At 39.9% G+C, this 24991-nt stretch carries 23 protein-coding genes, 1 other RNA gene and 1 pseudogene; 22 read left to right on the forward strand and 3 right to left on the reverse strand.

From position 1 onward, the window contains the following. Positions 1-29 precede the first annotated feature (29 nt). The gene (locus tag GPDM_RS09920) at positions 30-896 is read right to left on the reverse strand and encodes a YitT family protein (RefSeq protein WP_008431034.1); all 867 of its coding nucleotides are present in this window, start codon (positions 894-896) and stop codon (positions 30-32) included. Between the two features lie 107 nt (positions 897-1003). On the opposite strand from GPDM_RS09920, the gene GPDM_RS09925 reads away from it, so the two are divergent. The 16 genes from GPDM_RS09925 to GPDM_RS09995 all read left to right on the forward strand — a co-directional run bounded on the left by GPDM_RS09925 (position 1004) and on the right by GPDM_RS09995 (position 15150). Then, the gene (locus GPDM_RS09925) at positions 1004-1342 is read left to right on the forward strand and encodes a nucleotide pyrophosphohydrolase (protein WP_008431035.1); all 339 of its coding nucleotides are present in this window, start codon (positions 1004-1006) and stop codon (positions 1340-1342) included. Further along, the gene (gene dapB / locus GPDM_RS09930) at positions 1339-2139 is read left to right on the forward strand and encodes a 4-hydroxy-tetrahydrodipicolinate reductase (protein WP_008431037.1); all 801 of its coding nucleotides are present in this window, start codon (positions 1339-1341) and stop codon (positions 2137-2139) included. The genes GPDM_RS09925 and dapB overlap by 4 nt, the downstream gene beginning before the upstream one ends. A 13-nt stretch (positions 2140-2152) precedes the next feature. Then, positions 2153-2557: a methylglyoxal synthase gene (gene mgsA / locus GPDM_RS09935; RefSeq protein ID WP_008431038.1), complete on the forward strand. Its 405-nt coding sequence runs from the start codon at positions 2153-2155 to the stop codon at positions 2555-2557. Between the two features lie 11 nt (positions 2558-2568). Continuing rightward, positions 2569-3711 (forward strand): N-acetyl-alpha-D-glucosaminyl L-malate synthase BshA, encoded by a 1143-nt coding sequence (gene bshA, locus GPDM_RS09940; protein WP_008431039.1) that lies wholly within the window; start codon positions 2569-2571, stop codon positions 3709-3711. Continuing rightward, positions 3708-4841 (forward strand): CCA tRNA nucleotidyltransferase, encoded by a 1134-nt coding sequence (locus GPDM_RS09945; protein ID WP_008431040.1) that lies wholly within the window; start codon positions 3708-3710, stop codon positions 4839-4841. Before bshA ends, GPDM_RS09945 begins: the two co-directional genes overlap by 4 nt. Beyond that, a complete protein-coding gene (locus tag GPDM_RS09950) occupies positions 4819-5805 on the forward strand; it encodes a biotin--[acetyl-CoA-carboxylase] ligase (protein ID WP_008431041.1) in 987 nt (328 codons plus the stop codon). Before GPDM_RS09945 ends, GPDM_RS09950 begins: the two co-directional genes overlap by 23 nt. Before the next feature lie 269 nt (positions 5806-6074). Beyond that, positions 6075-6911 (forward strand): pantoate--beta-alanine ligase, encoded by an 837-nt coding sequence (gene panC / locus GPDM_RS09955; protein ID WP_008431042.1) that lies wholly within the window; start codon positions 6075-6077, stop codon positions 6909-6911. A 3-nt stretch (positions 6912-6914) separates the two neighbouring features. Continuing rightward, positions 6915-7298, forward strand: coding sequence for an aspartate 1-decarboxylase (panD, locus tag GPDM_RS09960; protein WP_008431043.1), 384 nt, complete (start codon positions 6915-6917; stop codon positions 7296-7298). A 139-nt stretch (positions 7299-7437) separates the two neighbouring features. Further along, positions 7438-10200 carry an ATP-dependent DNA helicase DinG gene (gene dinG / locus GPDM_RS09965; protein WP_008431044.1) on the forward strand — a complete coding sequence of 921 codons (2763 nt, stop codon included), beginning with the start codon at positions 7438-7440 and terminating at the stop codon, positions 10198-10200. 23 nt (positions 10201-10223) lie between these two features. Continuing rightward, a complete protein-coding gene (locus tag GPDM_RS16475; RefSeq protein ID WP_008431046.1) occupies positions 10224-10394 on the forward strand; it encodes a YpmA family protein in 171 nt (56 codons plus the stop codon). Between the two features lie 8 nt (positions 10395-10402). Continuing rightward, positions 10403-10879, forward strand: coding sequence for a cell wall elongation regulator TseB-like domain-containing protein (locus tag GPDM_RS09970; protein ID WP_008431048.1), 477 nt, complete (start codon positions 10403-10405; stop codon positions 10877-10879). A 15-nt stretch (positions 10880-10894) separates the two neighbouring features. Then, on the forward strand, positions 10895-12085 hold the full coding sequence (locus tag GPDM_RS09975) for a pyridoxal phosphate-dependent aminotransferase (protein ID WP_008431050.1): 1191 nt from the start codon (positions 10895-10897) through the stop codon (positions 12083-12085). A gap of 31 nt (positions 12086-12116) precedes the next feature. Continuing rightward, the gene (gene asnS / locus GPDM_RS09980) at positions 12117-13412 is read left to right on the forward strand and encodes an asparagine--tRNA ligase (RefSeq protein WP_008431052.1); all 1296 of its coding nucleotides are present in this window, start codon (positions 12117-12119) and stop codon (positions 13410-13412) included. A gap of 30 nt (positions 13413-13442) precedes the next feature. Beyond that, complete coding sequence (locus GPDM_RS09985; RefSeq protein WP_008431053.1) at positions 13443-14144, forward strand: DnaD domain-containing protein; 702 nt, start codon at positions 13443-13445, stop codon at positions 14142-14144. 12 nt (positions 14145-14156) lie between these two features. Continuing rightward, positions 14157-14837, forward strand: coding sequence for an endonuclease III (gene nth, locus GPDM_RS09990; protein WP_008431055.1), 681 nt, complete (start codon positions 14157-14159; stop codon positions 14835-14837). Further along, entirely contained in the window at positions 14812-15150 is a 339-nt protein-coding gene (locus tag GPDM_RS09995) for a YpoC family protein (protein ID WP_008431057.1), read from the forward strand. The genes nth and GPDM_RS09995 overlap by 26 nt, the downstream gene beginning before the upstream one ends. Positions 15151-15191: 41 nt before the next feature. Here GPDM_RS09995 and GPDM_RS10000 read toward each other — a convergent pair whose 3' ends face one another. Further along, positions 15192-17921, reverse strand: coding sequence for a penicillin-binding protein 1A (locus tag GPDM_RS10000; RefSeq protein WP_008431058.1), 2730 nt, complete (start codon positions 17919-17921; stop codon positions 15192-15194). A 34-nt stretch (positions 17922-17955) separates the two neighbouring features. Beyond that, a pseudogene (gene recU / locus GPDM_RS10005) lies at positions 17956-18562 on the reverse strand (Holliday junction resolvase RecU). 241 nt (positions 18563-18803) lie between these two features. On the opposite strand from recU, the gene GPDM_RS10010 reads away from it, so the two are divergent. The 6 genes from GPDM_RS10010 to GPDM_RS10030 all read left to right on the forward strand — a co-directional run bounded on the left by GPDM_RS10010 (position 18804) and on the right by GPDM_RS10030 (position 24956). After that, positions 18804-19172, forward strand: coding sequence for a YppE family protein (locus GPDM_RS10010; protein WP_008431062.1), 369 nt, complete (start codon positions 18804-18806; stop codon positions 19170-19172). Continuing rightward, the gene (locus GPDM_RS10015; RefSeq protein WP_008431063.1) at positions 19165-21435 is read left to right on the forward strand and encodes a DEAD/DEAH box helicase; all 2271 of its coding nucleotides are present in this window, start codon (positions 19165-19167) and stop codon (positions 21433-21435) included. Before GPDM_RS10010 ends, GPDM_RS10015 begins: the two co-directional genes overlap by 8 nt. Before the next feature lie 6 nt (positions 21436-21441). Continuing rightward, complete coding sequence (locus GPDM_RS10020; RefSeq protein ID WP_008431065.1) at positions 21442-22689, forward strand: ribonuclease H-like domain-containing protein; 1248 nt, start codon at positions 21442-21444, stop codon at positions 22687-22689. Between the two features lie 64 nt (positions 22690-22753). After that, positions 22754-23047 (forward strand): cell division regulator GpsB, encoded by a 294-nt coding sequence (gene gpsB / locus GPDM_RS10025; protein ID WP_008431066.1) that lies wholly within the window; start codon positions 22754-22756, stop codon positions 23045-23047. A 48-nt stretch (positions 23048-23095) separates the two neighbouring features. Next, positions 23096-23475: RNase P RNA component class B (gene rnpB / locus GPDM_RS16480), an RNA gene on the forward strand. A 347-nt stretch (positions 23476-23822) separates the two neighbouring features. Further along, complete coding sequence (locus GPDM_RS10030; protein WP_008431068.1) at positions 23823-24956, forward strand: THUMP domain-containing class I SAM-dependent RNA methyltransferase; 1134 nt, start codon at positions 23823-23825, stop codon at positions 24954-24956. The last annotated feature ends 35 nt before the right edge of the window (positions 24957-24991 follow it).

Genomic DNA, 24991 nt, shown 5'->3' on the forward strand with positions numbered 1-24991 from the left:
GGCCGTTTTTTCTATAGCAAATTTATCGATTAACCAATTGGCCGTTTTTCTTCATCAAGCGTAAATCCTTCGCCCATTACATCATGGACGTCCATTAAAGAGACAAAGGCGTGCGGGTCAACAGAATTAATAATATTCTTTAGTCGAACAATTTCGTTTCTTGCAATTACACAATACAGAACTTCTCGTTCTTCTTTTGTAAAATGACCATATCCACGAAGAATAGTAATACCACGATCCATTTCGATGGCAATTCGGCTGGCGATTTCTTCTTGTGAATTTGAAATGATCAATGCACCACGGCCAGAATAAGCACCTTCTTGCACAAAGTCAATGACGCGTGCCCCGACAAACACGGCAACGAGTGTATACATCATTGAGCGGTGATCAAGAAATGTTAACCAAGATAACATAATCACACCAGCGTCAAACAGAAACATTGTTTTCCCCATGCTCCATCCTATGTATTTTTGTGCAAGGCGTGCGATAATATCTACACCGCCGGTCGTGCCTCCAAAGCGGAAAATAATACCAAGTCCAATACCAACAAAAACACCAGCAAATAACGCTGCTAAAAACAAATCATCTTGTAAATTGATTTGAATTTCGTAAACGAGAAAGATTTTCAAGAATACCGAAACGGCTACAGTTCCAATGATGGTATAGAGAAAAACTTTTCTGCCGAGAAGTTTCCAACCTATAAAAAATAGTGGAATATTTAATAGAAGGTTCATCAATGCTGGGTCCCAATTAAAGATAAAGTACAAAATCAATGTAATACCAGCGAAACCGCCTTCTCCTAGTTCATTTTGGATATTAAAGTGAACAAATCCAAAACTATAAATGGCAGCACCAAGAAGGATAAATATAATGTTTTTAATTTTTAGCTCTTTCAATTATGCCAAGCCCCTTTCAAAAATATAGACTTCTGTATTATCGTTGAAATAATGTATTTTGACAACATCTCAAGTTTTCTTTACGATTAACTGAGGAGCGTGATGATATGAACGGCGATAAAACCATGAAACAGCTGCAGCAAGAGGTTGATGCATACATTGGACAATTTAAAGAAGGCTATTTTCAACCGATGGAAATGATGGCTCGTCTTACAGAAGAACTAGGAGAACTTTCTAGAGAAGTCATGCACCAATACGGGCCGAAAAAAAAGAAAAGTTCAGAAGCTGAAAACAGTATCGAAGAAGAAATGGGCGATGTTCTTTTCGTTTTGATTTGTATGGCGAACTCTATGAACATCGATCTTGCGGATGCTCATGATCGAGTAATTGATAAATTTAACAAGCGAGACCAAAATCGTTGGACACGAAAGGATGAACAGAATTGACAATTCGCGTAGCAATTGCAGGAGCAAGAGGAAAAATGGGTAAAGAAGCAGTACATACAGTTATGAATCACAGTGAGATGGAACTTGTTTCGGTTTTGGATTATAAAAAAGTCGGCGATACATTAGCTGATACAAATTTATTTCCATCTAACTTTACGGCTCCAATATATATCGATCTTGAACAGCTTAATGTTGAAACTAACCCAGACGTGCTCGTCGATTTGACTACGCCAGAGTTTGTTTATGAACATACAAAACAGGCACTCGAACTAAACATACGCCCAGTTGTTGGTACGACAGGATTTTCAGATGAACAACTTGAGGAATTAAAAACACTTTCAAAAAACTCAAAAATAGGATGTATTATAGCGCCGAACTTTGCGATTGGTGCGGTGTTGATGATGAAATTTGCAGAACAAGCGGCAAAATATTTACCAGATATTGAGATCATCGAAATGCATCATGATCAAAAGTTGGATGCTCCTTCTGGCACGGCAATGAAAACGGCACACTTAATTTCTCAACAACGTCCGATTCATGAGCAAGGGCATGTCCGTGAAAAAGAAATTATTGAAGGTGCGCGCGGTGCAAATTATGATGGTATGCGCATCCATAGTGTTCGCCTGCCTGGTTTGGTAGCTCACCAACAAGTCTTGCTTGGTGGAGAAGGTCAAATGCTAACGCTTCGGCATGATTCATTTAATCGAGGTTCATTTATGTCAGGTGTGATTTTATCTATTCAAACTGTGATGGAAAAAGAAGAACTGATTTATGGTTTAGAACACATAATCGACTAAAGGGGACGATAATATGAACATAGCTTTGATTGCCCATGACCGTAAAAAAGATGACCTCATTCAATTTGCGCTAGCTTACGAACCAATTTTATCTGAACATGCGCTTTATGCAACAGGAACGACCGGTCAACGAATCGTTGACGAAACTGATTTGTCTGTTACCCGCTTTCGATCGGGTCCGCTAGGTGGAGATCAGCAAATCGGTGCGATGATTGCGCAAGATGAAATGGACATGATTATATTTTTCCGTGATCCATTGACTGCCCAACCACATGAACCAGATGTTACGGCGTTGATCCGCCTGTGTGATGTCTACGGCATTCCTTTAGCTACGAACATGGGAACAGCTGAAGTTCTTCTTAAAGGACTAAAAGAAGGCTTTATAGACTGGCGGTTGCTTGGAGAAAGAAGAGGATAGGAGAGAACAGCGTGCGAAAAATGAAAATCGGCATCACTTGCTATCCCACAGTTGGAGGATCTGGAGTTATTGCCACTGAACTAGGAAAAATGTTGGCAGAAAAAGGACACGAAGTTCATTTTATTACGTCTAGCACTCCTTTCCGTTTAAATAAAACATATCCAAATATTTATAATCACCAAGTTGACATTAATACGTATTCCGTATTTCAATATGCCCCTTATGATATTGCGTTAGCCACTAAAATCTCTGAAGTGATCAAAAATGAAGGACTCGACCTTCTCCATGTCCATTACGCGATTCCCCATGCAGTATGTGCCATTCTTGGTCGCGACATGGCAGGCTCGAACATCGGTATCGTGACGACACTACACGGAACAGATATTACAGTATTAGGGTCAGATTCTTCTTTAAAAGAGGCGATTCGATACGGTATTGAAAAGTCTGATATTGTCACAGCCGTTTCAGATTCACTTAGAGACCAAACATATGAGCTCATCCAACCCGATAAAACGATTGAGACAGTTTATAATTTTGTCGATGAAAGAGAGTACTACCCTAAAAGTGAAACAAAGCTAAAAGAACAATTAGGCATCGATGCTGCGGAGAAAGTGCTAATTCACGTTTCCAATTTCCGCAACGTTAAACGCGTTCAAGATGTTGTCGAAACTTTCTCATTGGCTCGCCAACAAATAAATTGCAAATTGTTACTTGTAGGTGACGGTCCAGAAATGGGGCGAATCATTCAACAAGTGCGCGATTTAGGAATAGAAGAGCATGTGCTGTTTTTAGGAAAGCGCGACGATCTCGCAGAATTTTATAGTATTAGTGATATTAAACTTTTGTTGTCTGAAAAAGAAGCATTTGGCTTAGTATTGCTTGAAGCGATGGCATGTGGAGTTCCGGTAATCGGGACGAACATCGGTGGTATGCCCGAAATTATTAATCCAGGTGTCAATGGATTTCTTGTCGAACTCGGAGACATAAGTCAGGCGGCCCGCTATACAGTTGATATGTTGAGTGATGGAGTGCAATTAAAAGAGTTGCGTCAAGGCGCATTAGATACCGTGTCTTCGCATTTTCATTCTACAAAAATCTTAGAGCAATACGAAGGCTTGTACGAACAGTTGATGCCAAAGGATGACGAACAATGAATACGGCGATTAAAGTCATCCACACATTAAAAGCAGCGGGTTTCGAGGCATATATAGTTGGTGGAGCTGTACGTGATTTATTGTTAGGAAAAGCACCGCATGATATTGATGTGGCGACTTCTGCGTTGCCCCAGCAAGTAAAAGCGCTATTTGCTCGTACTGTTGATACAGGGATTGACCATGGCACAGTTTTAGTATTATTGGATGGAGAAGGCATTGAAGTAACGACATTCCGAACAGAGAGCAGCTATTCGGACAATCGCAGACCAGATTCAGTTGAGTTTGTTCTTTCGCTAGAAGAAGATTTACGGCGTCGTGATTTTACGATCAACGCCATGGCGATGACTGAAGACCTAGATATTATTGATCCATTTGGCGGAAAAGAAGATTTAAAAAATAAAGTTATTCGTGCAGTAGGGGACCCAGATGAACGTTTTGAAGAAGATGCGCTACGAATGTTGCGTGCGATTCGTTTTTCGGGACAGCTAGATTTTATTATCGATATGAAAACACTTCTTTCCATACGGCGGCATGCACGGTTAATCCGATTTATTGCGGTCGAACGGTTAAAGTCAGAAATTGACAAAATTTTTGTTAACCCATGTATGCAAAAAAGCATGGCTTACTTAAAAGATTCAGTGTTAACAAAATTTCTGCCAGTTGGCGGTCTATTTGAGGTGGATTGGATACCATATCAACCAGATGGCAAACCCACGTATGGCTGGTTTTATTTGTTGCATCAGCAAAAACGGCAGTTTGCGGACATAAAAGACTATCGTTTTTCTAATGGAGAAAAAAAGCTTATCGAAAAAAGTTTAGAGCTAACTGCATTAAACACTTGGGATCAATGGACATTTTACAAATACACGTTGGAACAATTAGAAATGGCTTCTCGTGTAACAGATAAAAGGGAAAATTTAGCTGCTATAAAGCGCCAATTACCGATTCAGTCAAGATCTGAACTTGCGGTCGATGGCTGGGATTTATTAGAGTGGAGCGGGGCAAAATCCGGACCATGGTTAAAAGTTTGGATTGAGAAAATTGAAAGACTGATTGTGTATGGCATTTTAAAGAACGACAAAGAACTGATAAAGGACTGGTTTGAAGATGAATATCACAGTCACGCTTAAGATAGCAAAACGATTAATCGAGTCAAATGGTGAAGCGGTATCAGGTCAGCAATTAGCAGATGAATTTGGCATTTCTAGAACAGCTATCTGGAAACACATTAAAGACCTCGAAGAAAAAGGCTATGCTATTGAATCGGTCAAACGCAAAGGCTATCGCATTGTCAGCGCACCAGATACTTTAGAGCCAATCGGTATTCAAACAGGGTTAAAAACAAAACAGATTGGCCAAGAAATTGAATATGTAGAAAGTTGTGCCTCGACTCAAATTATTGCCCATCAACTGGCACAAGAAGGTGCGCCGGATGGAACAGTCGTGCTTACAGAAACTCAAACGGCCGGGCGAGGTAGGATGGCTAGAAAGTGGGATTCTGCAGCTAAAAAAGGTGTCTGGATGAGTATTATTTTGCGACCAAATGTCGCACCTCAAAAGGCGCCTCAATTCACATTAGTAACGGCCGTTGCAATTGTTCGCGCAATCGAAGAAGTCACCAAATTGCAGCCGAAGATTAAATGGCCAAACGATATTTTACTTAATGGTAAAAAATGTACAGGTATATTAACAGAGCTTCAGTCTGATGCTGACGGCATTCAAGCATTAATCATTGGCATTGGGTTAAACGTTAATCAGGAACAAGAAGATTTTGACCCGGAAGTTCAAGATATCGCGACGTCTTTGAAAATGACGAGCGGGGAAACCGTTAATCGTCAAAAATTAGTGCAGTCCGTGTTGTTTTACATGGAGCTGTATACGCAAATGTATATTGACGAAGGATTTGGCATGTTGAAAATTTTGTGGGAAAGTTATTCCACAACAATTGGACACCCTGTTCGAGCACGAATGACCAATCATACGCTTGAAGGCATCGCCGAAGGAATTACCGACGAAGGGGTACTTCAACTACGAACATCAGATGGCAAACTTCACGGTATTTATTCAGCAGATATTGAGATGGCTAATTTGTAAAACAGGATTTGGCAAGCTTTTTTAAGTTTAGTAAGCAAAGAGCATAGAATATGTTTTTTGCTGAAATTCTGTTATAGTATTTTTAATGGGCAGTATCGTTTACGAACTGCACCAACCAACCGCAAGACACCCAAAATGAATACAAATAAGTTCTGCCTTGATCAGATTTACGACAGGGACGGAGGAAACCTAACGCACTTTTACTGTCCTTCTGTCTTTTTTAGCAGAAGGGCTTTTTATATGGTTTTCTTCCCGAGAGGAGAGAGAAAATGTTAATCTTACAGACGGTAAACGAGCTGAAAGAATGGGTTCGTGATACCAAAAGAGCTGACAAGACAATTGGTCTTGTGCCAACTATGGGATTTTTGCATGAAGGCCATCTTTCGCTAGTAGAAAAAGCAAAAGTGGAAAACGACAAAGTGGTCATGAGCATTTTTGTGAATCCCGCTCAATTTGGACCGAACGAAGATTTTGATCGATACCCAAGAAATTTAAAACGAGACCAAGAGCTTGCCGAAGGAGCCGGTACTGACGTTATTTTTGCGCCAAGCGTTGAAGAAATGTATCCGCGTGAAAGCCAAATTCAACTATCGGCAGGCGCTCAGGCAGATGTACTATGTGGCGCAAAAAGACCCGGACATTTTGATGGCGTCTTAAAAGTAGTGACGAAATTGTTTCATTTAGTTGAGGCGGATTTAGCTTATTTTGGCCAGAAAGATGCACAACAATTGGCGATTATTGAATCGTTAGTGGAAGATTATAATTTTCCAATGGCTATACGAAGAGGCGAAACCGTCCGTGAAGCTGACGGACTTGCGAAAAGTTCTCGGAATGTTTACTTGAGTGATGCTGAGCGAAAAGAAGCACCTCATTTAAGAAAAGCATTAGAAATGGGGAAAGAGCGGGTTTTGCAAGGTCAAGATCCGATTGAACCCATGACTGCGTATTTAACTAAACATACATCTGGAATTATCGATTATATTGAATTACTGGATTATCCAACGTTAACAACTACTATTCAACAAGATGCTATTTTGGCGTTAGCCGTGAAGTTTGAAAAAGCACGTTTAATCGATAATATTATATTTAATCCAAAGGGGAACTGACTCATGCTTAGAATGATGTTAAATTCAAAAATCCATCGCGCAACTGTAACAGAAGCGGATTTAAATTATGTAGGAAGCATTACCATTGATCAAGATTTGCTAGATGCAGTTGGCATGTTGCCAAATGAAAAAGTTCATATTGTTAATAACAACAACGGTGCACGTTTTGAAACGTACATTATTGCAGGAGAACGCGGAAGTGGCGTTATTTGTGTGAACGGCGCAGCAGCACGTTTAGTGCAACGAGGAGATATCGTGATTATTTTATCTTATGCGTATGTTATGAATGAAAACGCACGTGATCACAAACCAACCGTGGCTATTATGGATGCTGAAAATCAAATTAAAGAAATTCTTCATTACGAACCTGAAGCAACCGTGATGTAAGCAAGCAGCTCCCAAAAAAGGGGGCTGTTTTCATTTGTGGAACAGAACAAAAAGAAGATTGAATTTTCATCTTGAAAGCGGAAAGCGACAGGATATGTTACAATTTTTTTAGGCAATCACCTAAGAAAGAGGGGCTAAGATGAATACGCAAAAGTATGTCGTTGTCGATATTGAAACAACGGGCCATTCCCCTGCAAAAGGTGACCGGATTATTCAACTCGCGATGGTAACGATCGAAAACGGTGAGATCACCGATACATATACAGAATTTATAAACCCGGGTCGTACAATCCCGTTGTTTATACAAGATTTGACGAATATTACGGATGCAGATGTTGCAGAGGCTAAGGCGTTTGAGCATTATGCTCAAACGGTTTATGAAAAAATGCAAGATGCTATTTTTGTAGCGCATAACACTAATTTTGATTTACCTTTCTTGCAAGCCGAGTTAAAACGCAGCGGTTTGCCGAAATGGCAAGGACTGACGATGGACACAGTCGAACTAGTTCGGTTAATGTATCCTACAGCATTTAGCTTTAAATTACAGGACATTACTTCTGAGCTCGGCATCCCGCTAGAAAGTGCGCACCGTGCAGATGATGATGCAATGGCAACAGCTCTTTTATTTTTACGGGCTAAAGAGGATTTAGCCTCTTTGCCTTACGCGACTTTAGCATTTCTACACAAACGATCTTTTCAATTGAAATCCGATTTATCTCGCTTATTCTTTGAATTGACACAGAAAAAAAGAAACGCTCAAGCTGATGATTTTGATAGGTTTCAAGGAATTCCATTAAAGCCAAGGCGCTTATTTGAAAAAGGATCAAACCCCCAGCAATCCTATTCGCGCGACTGGCGTGAGGGATTAGAAAAAGTTTTTCCGAACTTCGAGAAAAGGCCGAGTCAGTACGATATGATGATGTCGATTGAAGAAGCATTAACTCAGAAAAAAGAATTGGTGATTGAAGCATCTACCGGTATGGGAAAAACGATTGGCTATTTATTGCCGGCAGTTAACTTTGCACTTGATACTGGAAAACAAGTATTAATCAGTACGTATACGACACATCTACAAGATCAACTTGTCTTAAAAGAAGGAAAAATGGTTGAGGAATTTATTGGTACACCGGTGCGGATTTCACTGATTAAAGGGGTATCTCATTACATTGACTTGGCTAGATTTGTTGAATTGGTGCAAGGGGATGATGAATCCTATGATGAAACGTTTACAATTATGCAAGTGTTAGTTTGGCTAACCGCTACTGAAACTGGTGATTTAAACGAAATCAATGCCTCAAGTGGTGGTCAGTTTGTTCTTGATAAAATACGGCGCTCCCATATACGGAAATTAGGCAAACAAGAAAAACAAGCAGACTTTTATGAATTTGCACTAAAGCAAGCACAACAAGCACATGTAATTGTCACGAATCACGCCTTTTTACTCAATCAACATTTAAGTAAAAAATCGATTTTGACTAACGTTGATGCTTATATATGGGACGAAGCGCACCAAGTCGTTCAAGCAGCAGTTTCTCAACATGAAAAAACATTTGTTTATACACAATGGAAATATATTTTCGGTCAAATTGGCAGTTTAGATGAACAACAATTAGCTGCTTCCTTATTTGAGACGGCAAAACGTACTGGTTTTTCAACTGTTCCTGAAATGATGAAGTTAGAATCCTTGTTTTTAAAATTCACAGCTCTTTTTGATGAAGTTTCGAGCATAGTAGCAACCGAATTTGCAACAAAGTTTGCAGCAAGTCGTCATAAAAAGAATTCGGCGCTCTTGAGTGAACTATCACTCGAAGATAGCCGTTTTACTCAGATGCTGTATTACTTAAACGAATGGATCGACTTGTCACAGCTTATATTGCAAAAAGCTGAACGACTAACGGAAAAAACCATCAAAGATCAGTTGACGATAGCCGATTGGCGTTATTGGACAGAGGAAATGATGGTGAAAGCAGTAGAATTTAGTGAAATATTTGTCTTTCCATTAGCAGGAGAAGTTAGTTGGATTGATGGAGATATGAGAAGTTTGCCAACAAGCCTGTCTTTATACAAACGTCCATTTGCTGTAGCCTCTTTAGTAGATAAAGTAATGGCTTCAGCGCGACAAGATAAAGCAATTATTTGGTTATCTGGTACGATGACAGTTCCCGCGAACGAACGATTTATCGTCAATCAAATTGGCATACCCAACCATGTTCCTATTAAAAAGTTTGAGCCACCAAAAGACTTTTATCGTGGAGCTCATGTTTATATAGTAGAAGATATGCCGGATATTCAAAGTGTTTCTCAACATGAATACATTGAGTCCGTGGCAGATGCTGTTATCCAAACAGTCCTTGTGACAGAAGGTCGTTGTTTTGTGCTGTTTACGTCACAAGATATGCTACGGAAAACGGTGGATTTGATCCAGGATACAGGTTTGCTCGATGAGTATATGTTGTTTGCGCAAGGCATTTCGTCAGGAAGCCGGATGAAGTTATTGAAATCTTTTCAGCGTTTTCAAAAGTCCGTGCTTTTTGGAACAAATAGCTTTTGGGAAGGTGTAGACGTACCGGGAGATGCACTTCGTGCAGTGGTCGTGGTACGTTTGCCATTCACTTCACCAGAAGAACCTATCTTCAAAGCGCGTTCAGAAGTTATTATGCGTGAAGGCGTCAATCCGTTTTTACAATATGCTTTACCTGAAGCAGTACTTCGTTTGCGCCAAGGGTTTGGTCGGTTAATCCGTTCGAAAAACGATAAAGGTTTATTTATCGTGTTAGACCGAAGAATTGAGACGAAATCTTATGGGCGAGAATTTATAAGTGCATTGCCAGAAGTTAAAGTATCTAAAGTGTCTTTAGAAAAGATGGTAACCGATATTGAAGCTTGGTATAATAAGCAATGATATAACGAAAGGAAGGCGTAAGCATGGAATCGAAAATTGAAGTGATCTCAACAGTAGAACTTAAGTATCAAACAGATTTATATAAAGTAGTAGACGCCTTAAATCGCACATTAAAAGATAGAAATTTAATGTTCGGACTAGCGCTTGATAAAGAAAATGCTGAAAAAGCGATTTTCACAATATATAAAACATAGGTGATTACATGAGACAATGGATTACATTTATACTTGGATTTCTGTCTTTTTTAGCAGTAACCATAATCATCTTAGTTTTGTTTTTGGGCAATAAACCGTATTCCGATACAGAAGAACGTGCAATTGACCGCGCTAAAAGTGAGCAGTTAATTGAAGAGGTAGAGCGGGCATATGTATATACAAATGTTAAAGCTTCTGTCACAGTTCTTGGAACAAATGACAAAGGTGAGTTAATGGCTGTATTTGTTCCAGAAGGTGACGACAAGATGCAAACACTTTATTTAACAGATAAAATTACAGCTCAACAAGCACGTGAACTGGTTCTTAATGAAATGGACGTCAAGAAAATACTGCATACAAAACTTGGTATGGAAAGTGAAGAGCCAGTATGGGAAATTGCTTTTGTTGATGAAAAAGACACATTAAATTATGTTTATTTATCAGCGGACGATGGACAATGGCGTAAACGCATATTGAATTTGTGAAAGGGCGGAAAAAATTTGATTAACTTAGCGAATCGTGTACAAACGTTAACACCTTCAACAACATTAGCAATCACTGCCAAAGCAAACGAATTAAAAGCTCAAGGAGTCGATGTGATCGGTCTTGGAGCAGGTGAGCCTGATTACAATACACCTGAAAATATTCTTGAAGCTGCTTACCAATCTATGAAAGATGGTAAAACAAAATACACACCAGCTGGAGGACTTCCAGCGTTAAAAGAAGCCATTATCAATAAATTGCAAAGAGACCAAGGGTTGAGTTATTCACCAAAAGAAGTAATGGTCGGGATTGGCGCAAAACATGTACTTTATACATTATTCCAAGTGTTGCTAAACGAAGGTGACGAAGTAATTATCCCGATTCCATATTGGGTAAGTTATCCTGAACAAGTGAAATTAGCACAAGGTGTACCTGTATACATAGAAGCAACAGCCAGTCAGGAGTACAAAATATCTCCTCTCCAATTAAGAGAAGCTATTACAGACCGGACAAAAGCAGTAATTCTAAATACACCGAGTAACCCGACAGGCATGATTTACTCAAAAGAAGAATTAGAAGCGTTAGCAGAGGTTTGCCGCGAATTCGATATTTTGATTGTGTCTGATGAAATTTATGAAAAGCTGATTTATGGAGATGTTAAACATACTTCTGTTGCTACTCTTTCGGAAGATGCTAAAAAACGCACGATTTTAATCAATGGTGTATCAAAATCGCATTCAATGACCGGATGGCGCATTGGATACGCAGCAGCTGATGCTAGCTTGATTAAAGCAATGACGGATTTAGCAAGTCATTCTACTTCAAACCCTATGACAACCTCACAATATGCAGCAATTGAAGCATATAACGGGCCACAAGATGCTGTTGAAGAAATGCGTCAAGCATTTGAAGAGCGTTTGAATGTTATTTTCCCGAAACTACAAGCCATTCCTGGCTTTACAGTCATTCGTCCACAAGGCGCATTTTATTTACTGCCAGATGTTTCAGAAGCAGCAGCAAAAACAGGATACGGATCAGTTGATGATTTTGTAACAGCGTTGCTAACAGAAGCAAATGTAGCCGTCATTCCCGGATCTGGATTTGGCGCAAATTCAACGATTCGTTTGTCATACGCAACATCGCTTGAAACGTTGACAGAAGCTGTAGAACGAATTCATCAGTTCGTAACATCGAAATGGAAAGACTAAGACCACATTATTCTTTGGAGGCTATTGTTTGATGAAAAAAATTACCATTGCCGAAATGGCTAAACATAACGGAGAAACAATTAAACTAGGCGCTTGGATCGCAAACAAACGGTCAAGCGGTAAAATCGCATTCTTGCAACTGCGTGATGGTTCAGGATTTGTACAAGGTGTTGTAGTAAAAGCTGAAGTAGGTGACGACTTATTCGCTACAGCTAAAGGGTTAACACAAGAAACATCGGTTTATGTGACAGGCGAAGTAAAAGAAGACGAACGCTCTGCTTTTGGTTATGAGTTAGCTGTTACCGGCATCGAAGTCATCCATGAAGCAAAAGATTTCCCAATCACACCGAAAGAACACGGTACAGAATTCCTTATGGATAACCGTCATTTATGGCTACGTTCGCGTAAGCAACACGCCATTATGAAAATCCGAAACGAAATTATTCGTTCAACATATGAATTTTTCAATGACAACGGTTTTGTCAAAGTAGATCCGCCAATTTTGACGGGATCTTCTCCAGAAGGAACTTCTGAATTATTCGCGACAAAATACTTTGATGAAGATGCATATTTATCTCAATCGGGTCAATTGTATATGGAAGCAGCAGCGATGGCTCTTGGAAAAGTATTTTCGTTTGGTCCAACATTCCGTGCAGAAAAATCTAAAACGCGTCGCCACTTAATCGAGTTTTGGATGATTGAGCCAGAAATGGCATTTATCGAGCACGTGGAAAGTTTAGAAGTACAAGAACAATATGTATCTTATATTGTGCAATCGGTATTGAAAAACTGTAAATTGGAATTGGAACGTCTTGATAGAGATGTATCGAAACTTGAAAAAATCAAAGCGCCATTCCCACGTGTTTCTTATGACGATGCAATTAAATGGTTAAACGATAACGGTTTTGATGATATTAAATGGGGCGAAGATTTTGGAGCGCCACATGAAACGGCATTAGCTGAAAGCTACGATATGCCGATATTCATCACGCATTACCCAATCGGGATTAAACCTTTTTATATGCAGCCGCACCCAGAACGTGACGATGTCGTATTATGTGCAGATATGATCGCACCTGAAGGCTATGGAGAAATTATCGGTGGATCAGAACGGATTCACGATTATGAATTGATGAAACAACGCATTCAAGAACATAATTTAGATGAAGATGCATATGCGTGGTATTTAGACTTAAGCAAGTATGGATCAGTTCCGCATTCTGGATTTGGTTTAGGTTTAGAGCGTACAGTTGCTTGGATTAGTGGTGTGGAACATATTAGAGAATCGATTCCATTCCCACGTCTATTAAATCGCTTATACCCATAAAAAATGAATAATAGGAAAGGTGGTTGGGATATGAAACAACCTAATCGATTACAAACGTGGATTGAGCAGGGGAATGTTACCATTTCCCAGCTTTTTTTTCAGTTTTACAAAGAACTGAAGATAACAGACGAGGAAGCAATGCTGCTTATGCACATTCAAGCATTTCAACAAATTGGAAACCAGTTTCCGACACCTGATGAAATAGGTGCACGCATGATGACTTCTCAAAAAAGCGTCACAACCATGTTACAAAAACTGATGCAACAAGGCTATTTGTCGATTGAACAAACAACGGAACAAGATGTTTTGACAGAAGTTATTTCTTTACAACCTTTATGGGATCGCTTGTTGGACTGCGTCTACAAAGAGCAACATGAGATAAAAGAAAATACACAAAAAGAGTTGGAAGGGGAAATCTTCCAATTGTTTGAACAAGAATTTGGACGTTTTTTATCTCCAATGGAAATCGAAACCATTTCGATGTGGATGGATCAAGATGGTCATACACCCGATGTCATTCGGATGGCACTCAAAGAAGCAGTTATTTCTCAAAAATTGAGTTTGCGCTATGTAGACCGCATCCTATTTGAATGGAAAAAGAAAAACATCAAAACCTCTACACAAGTCACCAAGCATGCAAGTTCGTTTAGAGAAAAAAATATTCGGATTCAGCCGACTGAAAATGCAGTGAAAAAAGTTCAATTTTATAATTGGTTGGAAGACCGTAATTAGAAGGTGAAGTAGATGATGTCGAAAAAAGAATGGTTGGCTTGTCTAGAAGAAATGGATCTTATGTTCCCGGATGCTCATTGTGAATTGGTTCACCGCAACCCATTTGATTTATTAATTGCGACACTTTTATCTGCACAATGTACAGATAAACTCGTCAACCGTGTGACAGCCGATCTGTTCCAAAAATATCATAAACCAGAGGATTACGTGGCTGTATCGTTGGAAGAATTACAACAAGATATCCGCTCGATCGGCTTGTTTCGCAATAAGGCTAAAAACATTCAAGCGCTCAGTCAAATCTTAATCGATGAACATAATAGTGTAGTGCCGGCTGATAGAGACTTACTAATGACGCTCCCTGGAGTCGGACGTAAAACCGCAAATGTGGTTGTGTCTGTTGCTTTTGGAATTCCAGCTTTAGCTGTAGATACGCATGTTGAGCGCGTGGCCAAGCGATTAGGGTTGAGTCGGTGGAAAGACAATCCACTTCAAGTAGAAGAAACGATTATGAAAAAAACCCCTGCAGATGATTGGTCGAAAACACATCATCAAATTATCTTTTTTGGGCGTTATCATTGCAAATCACAAAATCCAGGTTGCCATATTTGTCCGCTTTTTGATCGATGCCGAGAAGGGCAAAAACGTGAGAAAAAAGGATTGGTTAAACGTGAAACCATCACCGAAGTTAACTAAAGAGCAACTTGATCCCTATTTTTCGGAATGGGAATGCCTATCGGTGCAACTAGCTGACATACACAAACAGCGCAATAAAGCTGCTGCTAAACTTATCCAAGAGGGTCTAACAATCTACAAAAAACTTTTAGCACATTGCCGGAATGCATTGCAAGATAAAGCGTTTGAACCGTTAAACGGCACAGAGCGTTTATCGTTTATCGAATCGTCTCCTGGTACTTATGCGGCATACCGTCAGTTAGCGGAATTATTTGTGGAGCTTAAGAAAATTATTGCGAGAAAACGAATTGAATTTAAACATTTAAATGAATGATAGAAAAGCCCCGAATGCTCAGCATTCGGGGCTTTTGATGTTTAGTTTTTGTTATCGTCTTTGTTGCCTTCACCGTTTTCATTATCTTTTTCTTTTTCTTTTTCTTTATCTTTTTCTTTTTCTTTATCCTTGTCCTTGTCTTTATCCTGAGCGTTATCAGAATTACCACTACTGTTTGCAGAAGGAGTTTCACTTTCTTCTTCTTCAGTTGGGTCTTCTGGTACGTCGATTGGATCTTCTTCAACCGCCGGTTCTTCTTCTTCAACTACAGGTTCTTCTTCGACAGGTTCTTCTTCAGGTTCTTCTTCCGGCTCTTCTTCGGCTGGTTCTTCTTCGACAGGTTCTTCCTCAGTCGGTTCTTCAGGTTCTTCTTCCGGCTCTTCTTCAGGTTCCTCAGGAGCGGCAGCCACTTCGACAGTTGTTGATGCTGGGTCACTTCGCTGAGTATCGTTAACTGCTACAACACTAAAAGTATAAGTTTTTCCTTCTTCTAGTCCATTGTAAGTATAAGATTTACCGGATGAAGTCGTAAGCACTGAACGAGCTCCATCAACTGCTACAGAAACTTCAAATGCCACATCTTTATCACTTGAATCCCATGAAAGCTTAGCTGAGTGGTCTTCAACATTTGCTCGTAAACCACTAGGTGTTTTTAAATCTTCAACTACGTAACGTTGCGATACTGCATTCGGCTCAGTACCACGGGCAAATAATTCTGAACTTCTCATGTTATAAGGCGTAAAAGCACTAGCCAGTTTTAATGGATCAGAACCCACTTCAATCACTTGTTCTGTAACAGATTCAGGCTGTTCAAAGCGAGCCGTTTCAGGAGAAGAGATTTGTGACATGACATTTTTAAATAAACGCTGAGCAAGTAGACGTTCATCTGATGCTGTATCAATTGGTGTTTTGCGATTAGCGTAGCCACTCCAAACAGAGATTGAATAGTCGGTTGTATAGCCCGCAAACCAAACATCTGGTGTAGAACTATCGTCTAATCCGAATTCTTCAAGATTTTCAACTGAATAGTTAGTGGTTCCGGTTTTACCCGCCATGTCTAATCCATTGATTGCTACTTCTTTACCTGTAGATCCTGGTGTATTTAAATCTACAACGTCTCTAAGCATATCGGTTACCATATATGCGGTACTGTCTTTCATGGCTTGCACAGGTTCAGGTGCAACAATTTGTTCGGTAGAACCATCACGGAAAACAATCTTTTTAATCGTGTGAGGCTTAGTGAAAGATCCTTCGTTACCAAAAGCAGCAAAGGCTCCAGCCATTTCAACTGTTGAAATATTTTTTTCCGGAGAGCCTAAGGCAGCCGATTCATAAACATTTCCAAAATCGAGTCCCAATTTCTGAGTAAACTCTTCAGCGTTTTCCATTCCTACTTCCTGTAAAGTTTTAACTGCAGGAATATTACGTGAGCGGTAAAGCGCTTCACGAATGGTCATCGTACCCAAAAATTCTCCATCGACATTGCGTATTTCTTGGTCATTGTCTTCGTAAGAATAAGGCTCATCTACAACAGTTTGGCCAGTAGACCAACCTAAATATTCGATAGCAGGGCCATAATCTAATAATGGTTTAATCGTTGATCCTATTGGACGATCTTTAGAAGTAGCGAAGTTATGACGAATGTCCCCCGTATAATCACGAGCAGCACCGATCGCACTAATACCACCGGTTTCAGTATTAACTACCGTCATAGCAGATTGAACTTCTTCATCAAAGAACAAATCAGAAGCCATTGTTTCATTTACTTTTTCCTGAACGTAAGGTTCAAGAGTTGTGTAAACTTTTAATCCTTCATCTAGTGAGTAATCGCCATCTAAAGCTTCAAGTTCATCTTCGACCATTTCCATGAACGCTGTATATTCAGCATTAGGAATTTGTTGTTGACGATTTTCTTCAGCTACTAATGAATCATCAAGAGAAGCTGCTCTTGCTTGTTCTTTTTCTTCTGTAGAAATTTTTTCGTGTTGTTCCATTAAACCTAGAACAACATTGCGGCGTTCTACAGCGCGATCTGGGTTTTTAAAAGGATTATATCCGTTCGGGCTTTGTGGCATTCCAGCCAACAATGCAGTTTCAGCTAAGGTTAATTCTTCTAAAGGTTTCCCATAGAAATATTCAGAAGCTGTTCCGAAACCATAAATATTTCCGGACATCAAAATCTTATTGAAATACATCTCGAAGATTTCTTCTTTTTCGTATTCTTGTTCTAATTGATAGGCTAAATATGCTTCTTGTGCTTTTCGTTTTAAAGTTTTGTCATTTGTTAAAAATGAATTTTTGATAACTTGTTGGGTAATTGTACTAGCCCCTTGGGAACCAAAGCCACCTGTAATATTGGCAATAACAGCGCCGCCTAAACGAATAACATCGATGCCAGAATGTTCGTAAAATCGATTATCTTCAGTAGCTAAAATTGCGGCTTCCATTGTTTTAGGGATATCTTCGTAATTTACATACTCACGATTCTCAGCAGTGATATAAGGAATTTCTGTTTCACCATCTGCCGCATAGAAAGTTGGACTGATTGGATCGCGTAGTAATTCTTCATCTATTTCGGGTGCACTGCTTGCATAATAAGCAAACATAGAGGCACCGAACACAACGCCAGCCAACCCTATAATGACCATCGCTAGAACAATACGTTTAATCCATAGGAATACAGGGGATTTCTTTTTCTTTTTGTTGTTGTTTTTCTTTTGGCGTTCGATTGCTTTACGGCGTTCTTCACGCGAAATTTGTTTGTCGCTCAAGTTCGGTTCCTCACTTTCGTATACATACTGTTGCTTAAAGCTTGTTTAAAAGAGGCAAATAATCAATTCGTGGAAATGCGCCAGGCGTAATTTCGAAGGAAGTTTCTTCGATTTCTTGTAACGTAATCGATTTTCTTCCACCTGCCATCATTCGGTTCCAAAAAAACCTCAAGTTCTTTAAATGGCATGATAAAATACCGCTGCCAAGAAGAAAAGCGGATGATCATAAACGCTGTTCCGTTTTGCTTGACCACTTTAGACATGTGATGAATTTGGTGATCGTGAATATTCTTCAATGGAAATGACGTTTTGTTTTGGGTTTCTTTCGCTTCAAAGTCAATATATCGCCCATTCCAAACACCGTTATAATCGGTAGTGGAAGGAGCTTGGAAATAGGCTTCACGAATAACTGCAGCACTCCTAGAAGGATACTCTACTTTAACAATTTGAAGTGGGACTGGCTTTTTGTGAATAACAGCTAAACCCAATTGAAGATAATAGTCATTGGTTTCGTTTAATTCGTCCTCTAATGTCTTACCCCGATTGCTGAAGGATAAATCCTTTTTCTTTTTAGGGGCTACTGTTTGTTTGGCAGGTTGATCTTTCGGCGGAATAAACTTTTTTCCGTTCGGGTAATTGATTGCCATTGTGATACACCTCGCTTACTCTATCATATCACAAGCTTTTAGACGACTGATAAGATGAAAGGTTTCAACAATTCAAAACCTGTCTACTCGCTTTACACTCTTTTAAAAAATCAGCTTAAGATATTCTTATAATAGCTGATTTTTTTAGCTAGTCAAAGAGTAAGGAATGCTTGTTCGATAAAGTCGTGTCAATTTAGTGGATATGATAAACTAAAAGCAATGGAGGGAATGCAAAATGATAGTAAGAGAACTCTCTTCTACATTATATGATGAATGTGGAAAATGCTTAGACCGCTTTTACGAAATGCGTGAAATGGACGCGGTCCCTGATTTTTATGAAGACGTTAAACCATACGCCGATATTTGGCACGCTAAAATAAATGAGTGGCAAAAAGAGTCACTAATCTATATTCAACAAGAACGACCAAAATATGTGCACAAACCGCAAATCGATACAGCGGCAGAAGGCATGACCCAGTTTTTTGTTCAAAGTTTTTATAAAGAAACGAGCAAAAAGCGCTTTATCCAAACGATTCAAGCAGCACAATATACATTGCAAACATTTATTATGGCTATAGATGAAAAGAGCAAAACGCATGATTAGACGAAAAACATTGCCAGTATTGATGGAAGAATGGAAAACAGAACCGGATATGATGGAACGAATTGTCCATTGGCATACAAGACAAGAAAAACCAGCACAATATGCTGATTTTCCACCGGAAATGCATGCGAGCTTAAAAGCAGCTCTTCAGAAAAAAGGAATTGAACAACTTTATACGCATCAGCGTGAAGCGTTTGACTTGGCGACAGCGGGCAACTCGTTTACTGCCGTGACGCCAACCGCTTCGGGTAAATCGTATTGCTATCATTTACCTGTCTTACACAAAATCTTAAACGATCCGGGGGCACGCGCGCTTTATTTGTTCCCAACAAAAGCATTGGCCCAAGATCAAAAAAGTGATTTGCACGATTTGATCGAAAAAACAGAAGAAGAAATTTTGTCTTACACATATGATGGTGATACGTCACCAGCTATTCGGACAAAAGTGCGTAAAGCAGGACAAATTGTTATGACCAATCCAGATATGTTGCATTCAGCGATCTTGCCACATCATACAAAATGGGTGTCTCTTTTTGAGAACCTTCATTATATAGTCATTGACGAGCTGCATACGTATAAAGGGATTTTTGGCACACACGTAGCTCACGTAATCCGTAGACTAAAACGGATTTGTGAATTTTATGGCAGCAATCCTGTCTTTATTTGCACGTCAGCGACAATCGCCAACCCTAAAGAACTGGCGGAAAACTTAACAAATAACACACACAAGTTAATTGACAAAAACGGTGCACCGTCTGGAAAAAAACATATTGTGTTTTACAATCCGCCAATTATTCACCCAACATTTGGTGTTCGGAGAAGTGCGATTTTAGAAGTGCGAGATTTAGCGACACATTTGATTAAAAACGGCATCCAAACCATTGTCTTTGCAAAAAGTCGGGTGCGTGTAGAGATGCTGGTCACGTATTTGCAAGCTGTTACAAAAATGAAACTGCAAGACGACTCGATTAAAGGATACCGAGGAGGCTATTTGCCGACAGAACGACGTGCCATTGAAAAAGGACTTCGTGATGGCTCGATTCAATGCGTCGTATCTACTAATGCGTTAGAACTTGGTGTAGACATTGGTCAATTGCAAGCGTGTATTATGACGGGGTATCCTGGGAACATTGCAAGTGCTTGGCAACAAGCAGGACGCGCAGGTCGTCGTCAAGACGAGTCGCTGGTTATTTATGTTGCACAATCTACTGCGCTCGATCAATACATTATCAATCACCCGGAATACTTATTGGACCAATCCCCTGAAGAAGCCCGCATTCATCCTGAAAATATTATTATATTAATGGACCATTTGAAATGTGCTTCTTTTGAATTGCCTTTTAGAACGGATGATCAGTATGGTGAATTCGAAGTACAAGAACTTCTCGAATATCTACAAGAAGAAGGGGTGCTTGTACGAACTTCAGATCGCTGGCACTGGATGAGCGACCGTTTTCCAGCGCATGATATTTCTTTGCGTTCAGCGTCACAAGAAAATGTGGTAATCATTGATCAATCGGTTCCGGCTGATACGCGTGTAATCGGTGAAATGGACCGCTTTAGCGCCATGACCTTATTGCACGAAGAAGCAATCTACTTGCATCAAGGTACACAATTCCAAGTTGAAATTTTGGATTGGGAAGAAAAGAAAGCCTATGTAAGAGAAGTAGATGTGGATTATTTCACAGATGCCAATTTAGCAGTCGAATTAAAAGTAATGAGCGAAGACAAAGACAAAAAGATGAACAAATCAGAAGTTTTTTATGGAGACATTGCAGTTCTCGCGATGCCTACCATATTTAAGAAAATACGGTTTGATTCGCATGACAATATCGGTTCGGGACCCATTTCCTTGCCAGCAGAAGAACTTCATACGTCTTCTACGTGGTTAAGCTTCTCAAAGCCTGAAGATTTTTCAGACTCAGAGTTGTCGGACACCATGACCGGCGCTGCTTACGCCATCGAATCGTTTATCCCAATATTTGTCCAATGTGATCGTCGAGATGTTCACGTAGTGCCACAAGTAAAATCGCCGCATAACGACATGCCAACATTTTTCATCCACGATTCTTATCCTGGTGGTATTGGGATTAGCGAACGAATTTACGATTTGTGGAAACCGTTACTCGATAAAGCGCAGCAACACGTGTCCGAATGTCCGTGTTTGGATGGCTGCCCCGCGTGTATCGGTGCACAAGATGCCGCTATTAGTATGAAGAGCCATGTTATCCGGCTTTTAGATGATCTTCGCAAAGAGGGGTGAAGAACCATGTCGTTTGAAAGCAAACTTCTTCAAATGAAAGGCATGCTAAAAAACAAGCCCACAAAAAAACAGCAACCAAAACGAGCTGAGCGTCCACTTCATGAAGAAAAGTGGAAAGAGATTGGACTTGAACTTGTTGAAAATAAATTTGGCTTTGTATTTCAAAAAAAAATTACTTATCCATTTACGACTCGTCATGGGTCAGTCCTACTTAGTGAACTAGATCCAGTATTAGAAGCATGGGGAAAAACCGATTTTGATCACCCATTCAAACTGGATGCACAAGACCCACTTGTGTTTTTTGATACGGAAACAACCGGACTAAGCGGAACGGGTGCGTACATTTTTTTGATTGGAATTTTAGTGAAAAAGAGCGATCATTTTGAAATGATGCAATACATTATGCCAGATCCTTCTCATGAAGCGGCATTTCTTTACGAAACAGGGTTATGGAAAGCGGATGACCCGATTATTTTCTCTTATAACGGGAAAAGCTTTGATTGGCCTCAACTAACTTCGCGGTGGACGATGCATCGACAAGATTTGCCGAAATTACCCGTACCACGTCAAATCGATTTGTTTCATGGCACAAAACGCATATGGAAAAATGAGTTGGCACGGATGAAGTTGAGCACGATTGAAGAAGAAAAGCTTGGATTTGTGCGTCATGGCGATGTACCGGGCTACTTAATTCCGGCAATTTATTTAGATGCTGTAAAAAGCGGTTTTCCCGAAGGATTGGCAAAAGTTCTTTATCACAATGAACTGGACATTTTATCACTGGTTTCGTTGTATGTGCTGTCTTCTAATTTGTTGATGGAAGACATGGAGTCTGAAACAAGTGGAGCATATACGAATATCGGAAAATGGTATGCGGACTTAAAGCAATTTGACCAAAGTGCAGCTTATTTAGAGCATGTAACAAATGACCGAGGAGCCTCATCCGCATTGGCTCGTTACTTACTTGCCATTCAGAAAAAACGTGCTGGTCAACATGAACTGGCCGTCAAACTTTTTAAAGAAGCAGCCCCGCATTTGCGTGGAAGCATCGAAGTTGAAGCTTGGATTCATGCTGCAAAACTTTACGAACATCAATTACGAGATTTAGACCAAGCCATTATCATGGCTGGGTTTGCAAAAGAAGCTAGTGAACACACAAACGTCCGTCAATCACTAGTGGCAGATATTAACAAAAGACAAGCCCGTTTGGACGAGAAAAAGCGAAAAAAACACCTTCAAGTTCAAGAAGACTGAACACGAAAAATGTGCCGTATGCTATACTTAACAAAAGGTAGTTTTTTATGGAAGGACGATTAAAATGGACAATAAATTTACATCTAAGGATATACTAGAAAAAGATTTCAAAACAGCAATGCGCGGTTACAACCAAGATGAAGTAGATCATTTCCTAGACGAAGTTATCCAGGATTATGAAGCTTTCACAAAACGCATCGAACAACTTCAAAACGAAAACCAACGTTTACGCACAGAGTTAGAAAACTCGCCGAAAAAACAAACAACACCAGCACCTGGCACAACGAATTTTGATATTTTGCGCCGGTTGTCACATTTAGAAAACCATGTATTTGGCAACAAGCTAGACAATAACTAAAACCATTGTTTTCTATGGCCAAATAGCGTATACTTAGTAAGCCATTTGAAATTCTGGCAATCGCTCTGGCGTTTTCGCTGGAGAGGAAAGTCCATGCTCGCACGGTTCTGAGATGACCGTAGTGATCGCGCTCAGTGAAACAATAAGCTGAGGCAACTAGCAATAGTTGACGGCGGGTAGAACGCCTAAGTCTTCGGATATGGCCGAAATACCCTGAAGGTGCCACAGTGACGGAGCTGTATAAGAAATTATACAGGTGGAACGAGGTAAACCCCGTGAGCGAGAAACCCAAATTATGGTAGGGGCACTTTTCTGAAGGAAATGAACTGATGAAGAGGCAGGTGCAAACTTGCAGATAGATGATTGCTGTCCACTAGTACAAGGTGCAAGCCGTTTGAGTACGTGGAAACAAAACATGGCTTATAGAATTTCACATGGTCTTAAAATGCTTATTAAAGGCTCTCCTGTCGGGGAGCTTTTCTTCATATTATGATATAAATAAACAAGTTAGACTGATATAATTTAATCTTTTGAGTAAGCTTTAGGCGTTTATATCTAGTGCTAAGCAATTTCTTAATTTATTTTAATAGTATCAGTATGAAAATTAGAAGAAAAAGCGAAAGGCGGAGACTTCAGCGGGATAGCGAGACAGCCGAGACCCCGCAGGAAAGCGTCCGCCTACAGCGATTTCTGTAATACGTATTTAATATTAAAAATCTAACGATTAAACGAACACTGAAAGCTGAAATAGTGAATAACTGGAGAGGGAGTCATTATGACAACATTTAAATTGCTCGCAACAGCTGCAATGGGACTTGAGTCGATTGTCGCTAACGAAGTAAAAGAATTAGGGTATGAAACAGAAACAGAGAACGGCAAAGTATTTTTTGAAGGAAACGAGCGAGATATTGCGAAGGCCAACCTTTGGTTACGCACAGCTGACCGTGTCAAAATTATCGCCGGTGAATTTAATGCCTATACGTTTGACGAATTGTTTGAACGCACAAAAGAAATCGAATGGGAAAAATACCTTCCAGTAGATGCTGAATTTCCGGTACAAGGAAAATCAGTTAAATCGACACTACACAGTGTGCCAAACTGTCAATCTATCGTTAAAAAGGCAATTGTAGAACGGTTGAAAAAAGCCTATCACCGCAATTCGTTTTTAGATGAAACAGGACCACGTTTTAAAATTGAAGTATCAATTTTAAAAGACAAAGTTCAATTATCAATCGATACGAGCGGAGCAGGATTGCATAAGCGCGGCTATCGTTTAGATCAAGGGGAAGCACCATTAAAAGAAACGCTAGCTGCGGCACTTGTGAAATTATCTAGATGGACTCCAGACCGTCCGTTCGTAGATCCTTTCTGTGGATCTGGGACCATCGCAATTGAAGCGGCGATGATCGGTCAAAACTTAGCACCTGGCTACAACCGTGATTTCGATAGCGAAGAATGGCCATGGATGGGACAAAAACTATGGGATGAAGTTCGCGAAGAAGCAGAAGAATTAGCGAATTATGACCAGCCACTGAATATTTTAGGCACAGACATTGACCACCGCATGCTGAAAGTCGCTGAAGAAAATGCGCGTGAAGCTGGCTTTGCAGACTTGATCCGATTTGAACAACGTCAAGTTAAGGATTTTGTGGCAACTGAAGAAAACGGCGTTGTTGTAGGGAACCCACCATACGGCGAACGTATAGGTGAAATTGAAATCATTGAAGAAATGATTGCTGATATGGGTCGTGTATTTGCGAAACACCCAACTTGGTCAGTTTACATGCTGTCATCGATGGGGCGTTTTGAAACACTTTACGGCCAACCAGCTACAAAAAAACGCAAACTTTTTAACGGATTTATCCGTACGGATCTTTTCCAATTCTGGGGAGAACGTTCTAAAAAATAAATGAGACGAAACGGAAGGGCACAGGCTCTTCCGTT

Source organism: Planococcus donghaensis MPA1U2, assembly GCF_000189395.1.
In the GTDB taxonomy this organism is placed as follows: Bacteria; Bacillota; Bacilli; order Bacillales_A; family Planococcaceae; genus Planococcus; species Planococcus donghaensis_B.

Bases quoted from the DNA above. Each gene is read 5' to 3' on its own strand.
- GPDM_RS09925 (WP_008431035.1), top strand. From the start codon at position 1,004: ATGAACGGCGATAAAACCATGAAACAGCTGCAGCAAGAGGTTGATGCA.
- mgsA (WP_008431038.1), top strand. From the start codon at position 2,153: ATGAACATAGCTTTGATTGCCCATGACCGTAAAAAAGATGACCTCATT.
- GPDM_RS09945 (WP_008431040.1), top strand. From the start codon at position 3,708: ATGAATACGGCGATTAAAGTCATCCACACATTAAAAGCAGCGGGTTTC.
- GPDM_RS09950 (WP_008431041.1), top strand. From the start codon at position 4,819: ATGAATATCACAGTCACGCTTAAGATAGCAAAACGATTAATCGAGTCA.
- panC (WP_008431042.1), top strand. From the start codon at position 6,075: ATGTTAATCTTACAGACGGTAAACGAGCTGAAAGAATGGGTTCGTGAT.
- panD (WP_008431043.1), top strand. From the start codon at position 6,915: ATGCTTAGAATGATGTTAAATTCAAAAATCCATCGCGCAACTGTAACA.
- dinG (WP_008431044.1), top strand. From the start codon at position 7,438: ATGAATACGCAAAAGTATGTCGTTGTCGATATTGAAACAACGGGCCAT.
- GPDM_RS16475 (WP_008431046.1), top strand. From the start codon at position 10,224: ATGGAATCGAAAATTGAAGTGATCTCAACAGTAGAACTTAAGTATCAA.
- GPDM_RS09970 (WP_008431048.1), top strand. From the start codon at position 10,403: ATGAGACAATGGATTACATTTATACTTGGATTTCTGTCTTTTTTAGCA.
- asnS (WP_008431052.1), top strand. From the start codon at position 12,117: ATGAAAAAAATTACCATTGCCGAAATGGCTAAACATAACGGAGAAACA.
- GPDM_RS09985 (WP_008431053.1), top strand. From the start codon at position 13,443: ATGAAACAACCTAATCGATTACAAACGTGGATTGAGCAGGGGAATGTT.
- nth (WP_008431055.1), top strand. From the start codon at position 14,157: ATGATGTCGAAAAAAGAATGGTTGGCTTGTCTAGAAGAAATGGATCTT.
- GPDM_RS10010 (WP_008431062.1), top strand. From the start codon at position 18,804: ATGATAGTAAGAGAACTCTCTTCTACATTATATGATGAATGTGGAAAA.
- GPDM_RS10015 (WP_008431063.1), top strand. From the start codon at position 19,165: ATGATTAGACGAAAAACATTGCCAGTATTGATGGAAGAATGGAAAACA.
- GPDM_RS10020 (WP_008431065.1), top strand. From the start codon at position 21,442: ATGTCGTTTGAAAGCAAACTTCTTCAAATGAAAGGCATGCTAAAAAAC.
- gpsB (WP_008431066.1), top strand. From the start codon at position 22,754: ATGGACAATAAATTTACATCTAAGGATATACTAGAAAAAGATTTCAAA.
- GPDM_RS10030 (WP_008431068.1), top strand. From the start codon at position 23,823: ATGACAACATTTAAATTGCTCGCAACAGCTGCAATGGGACTTGAGTCG.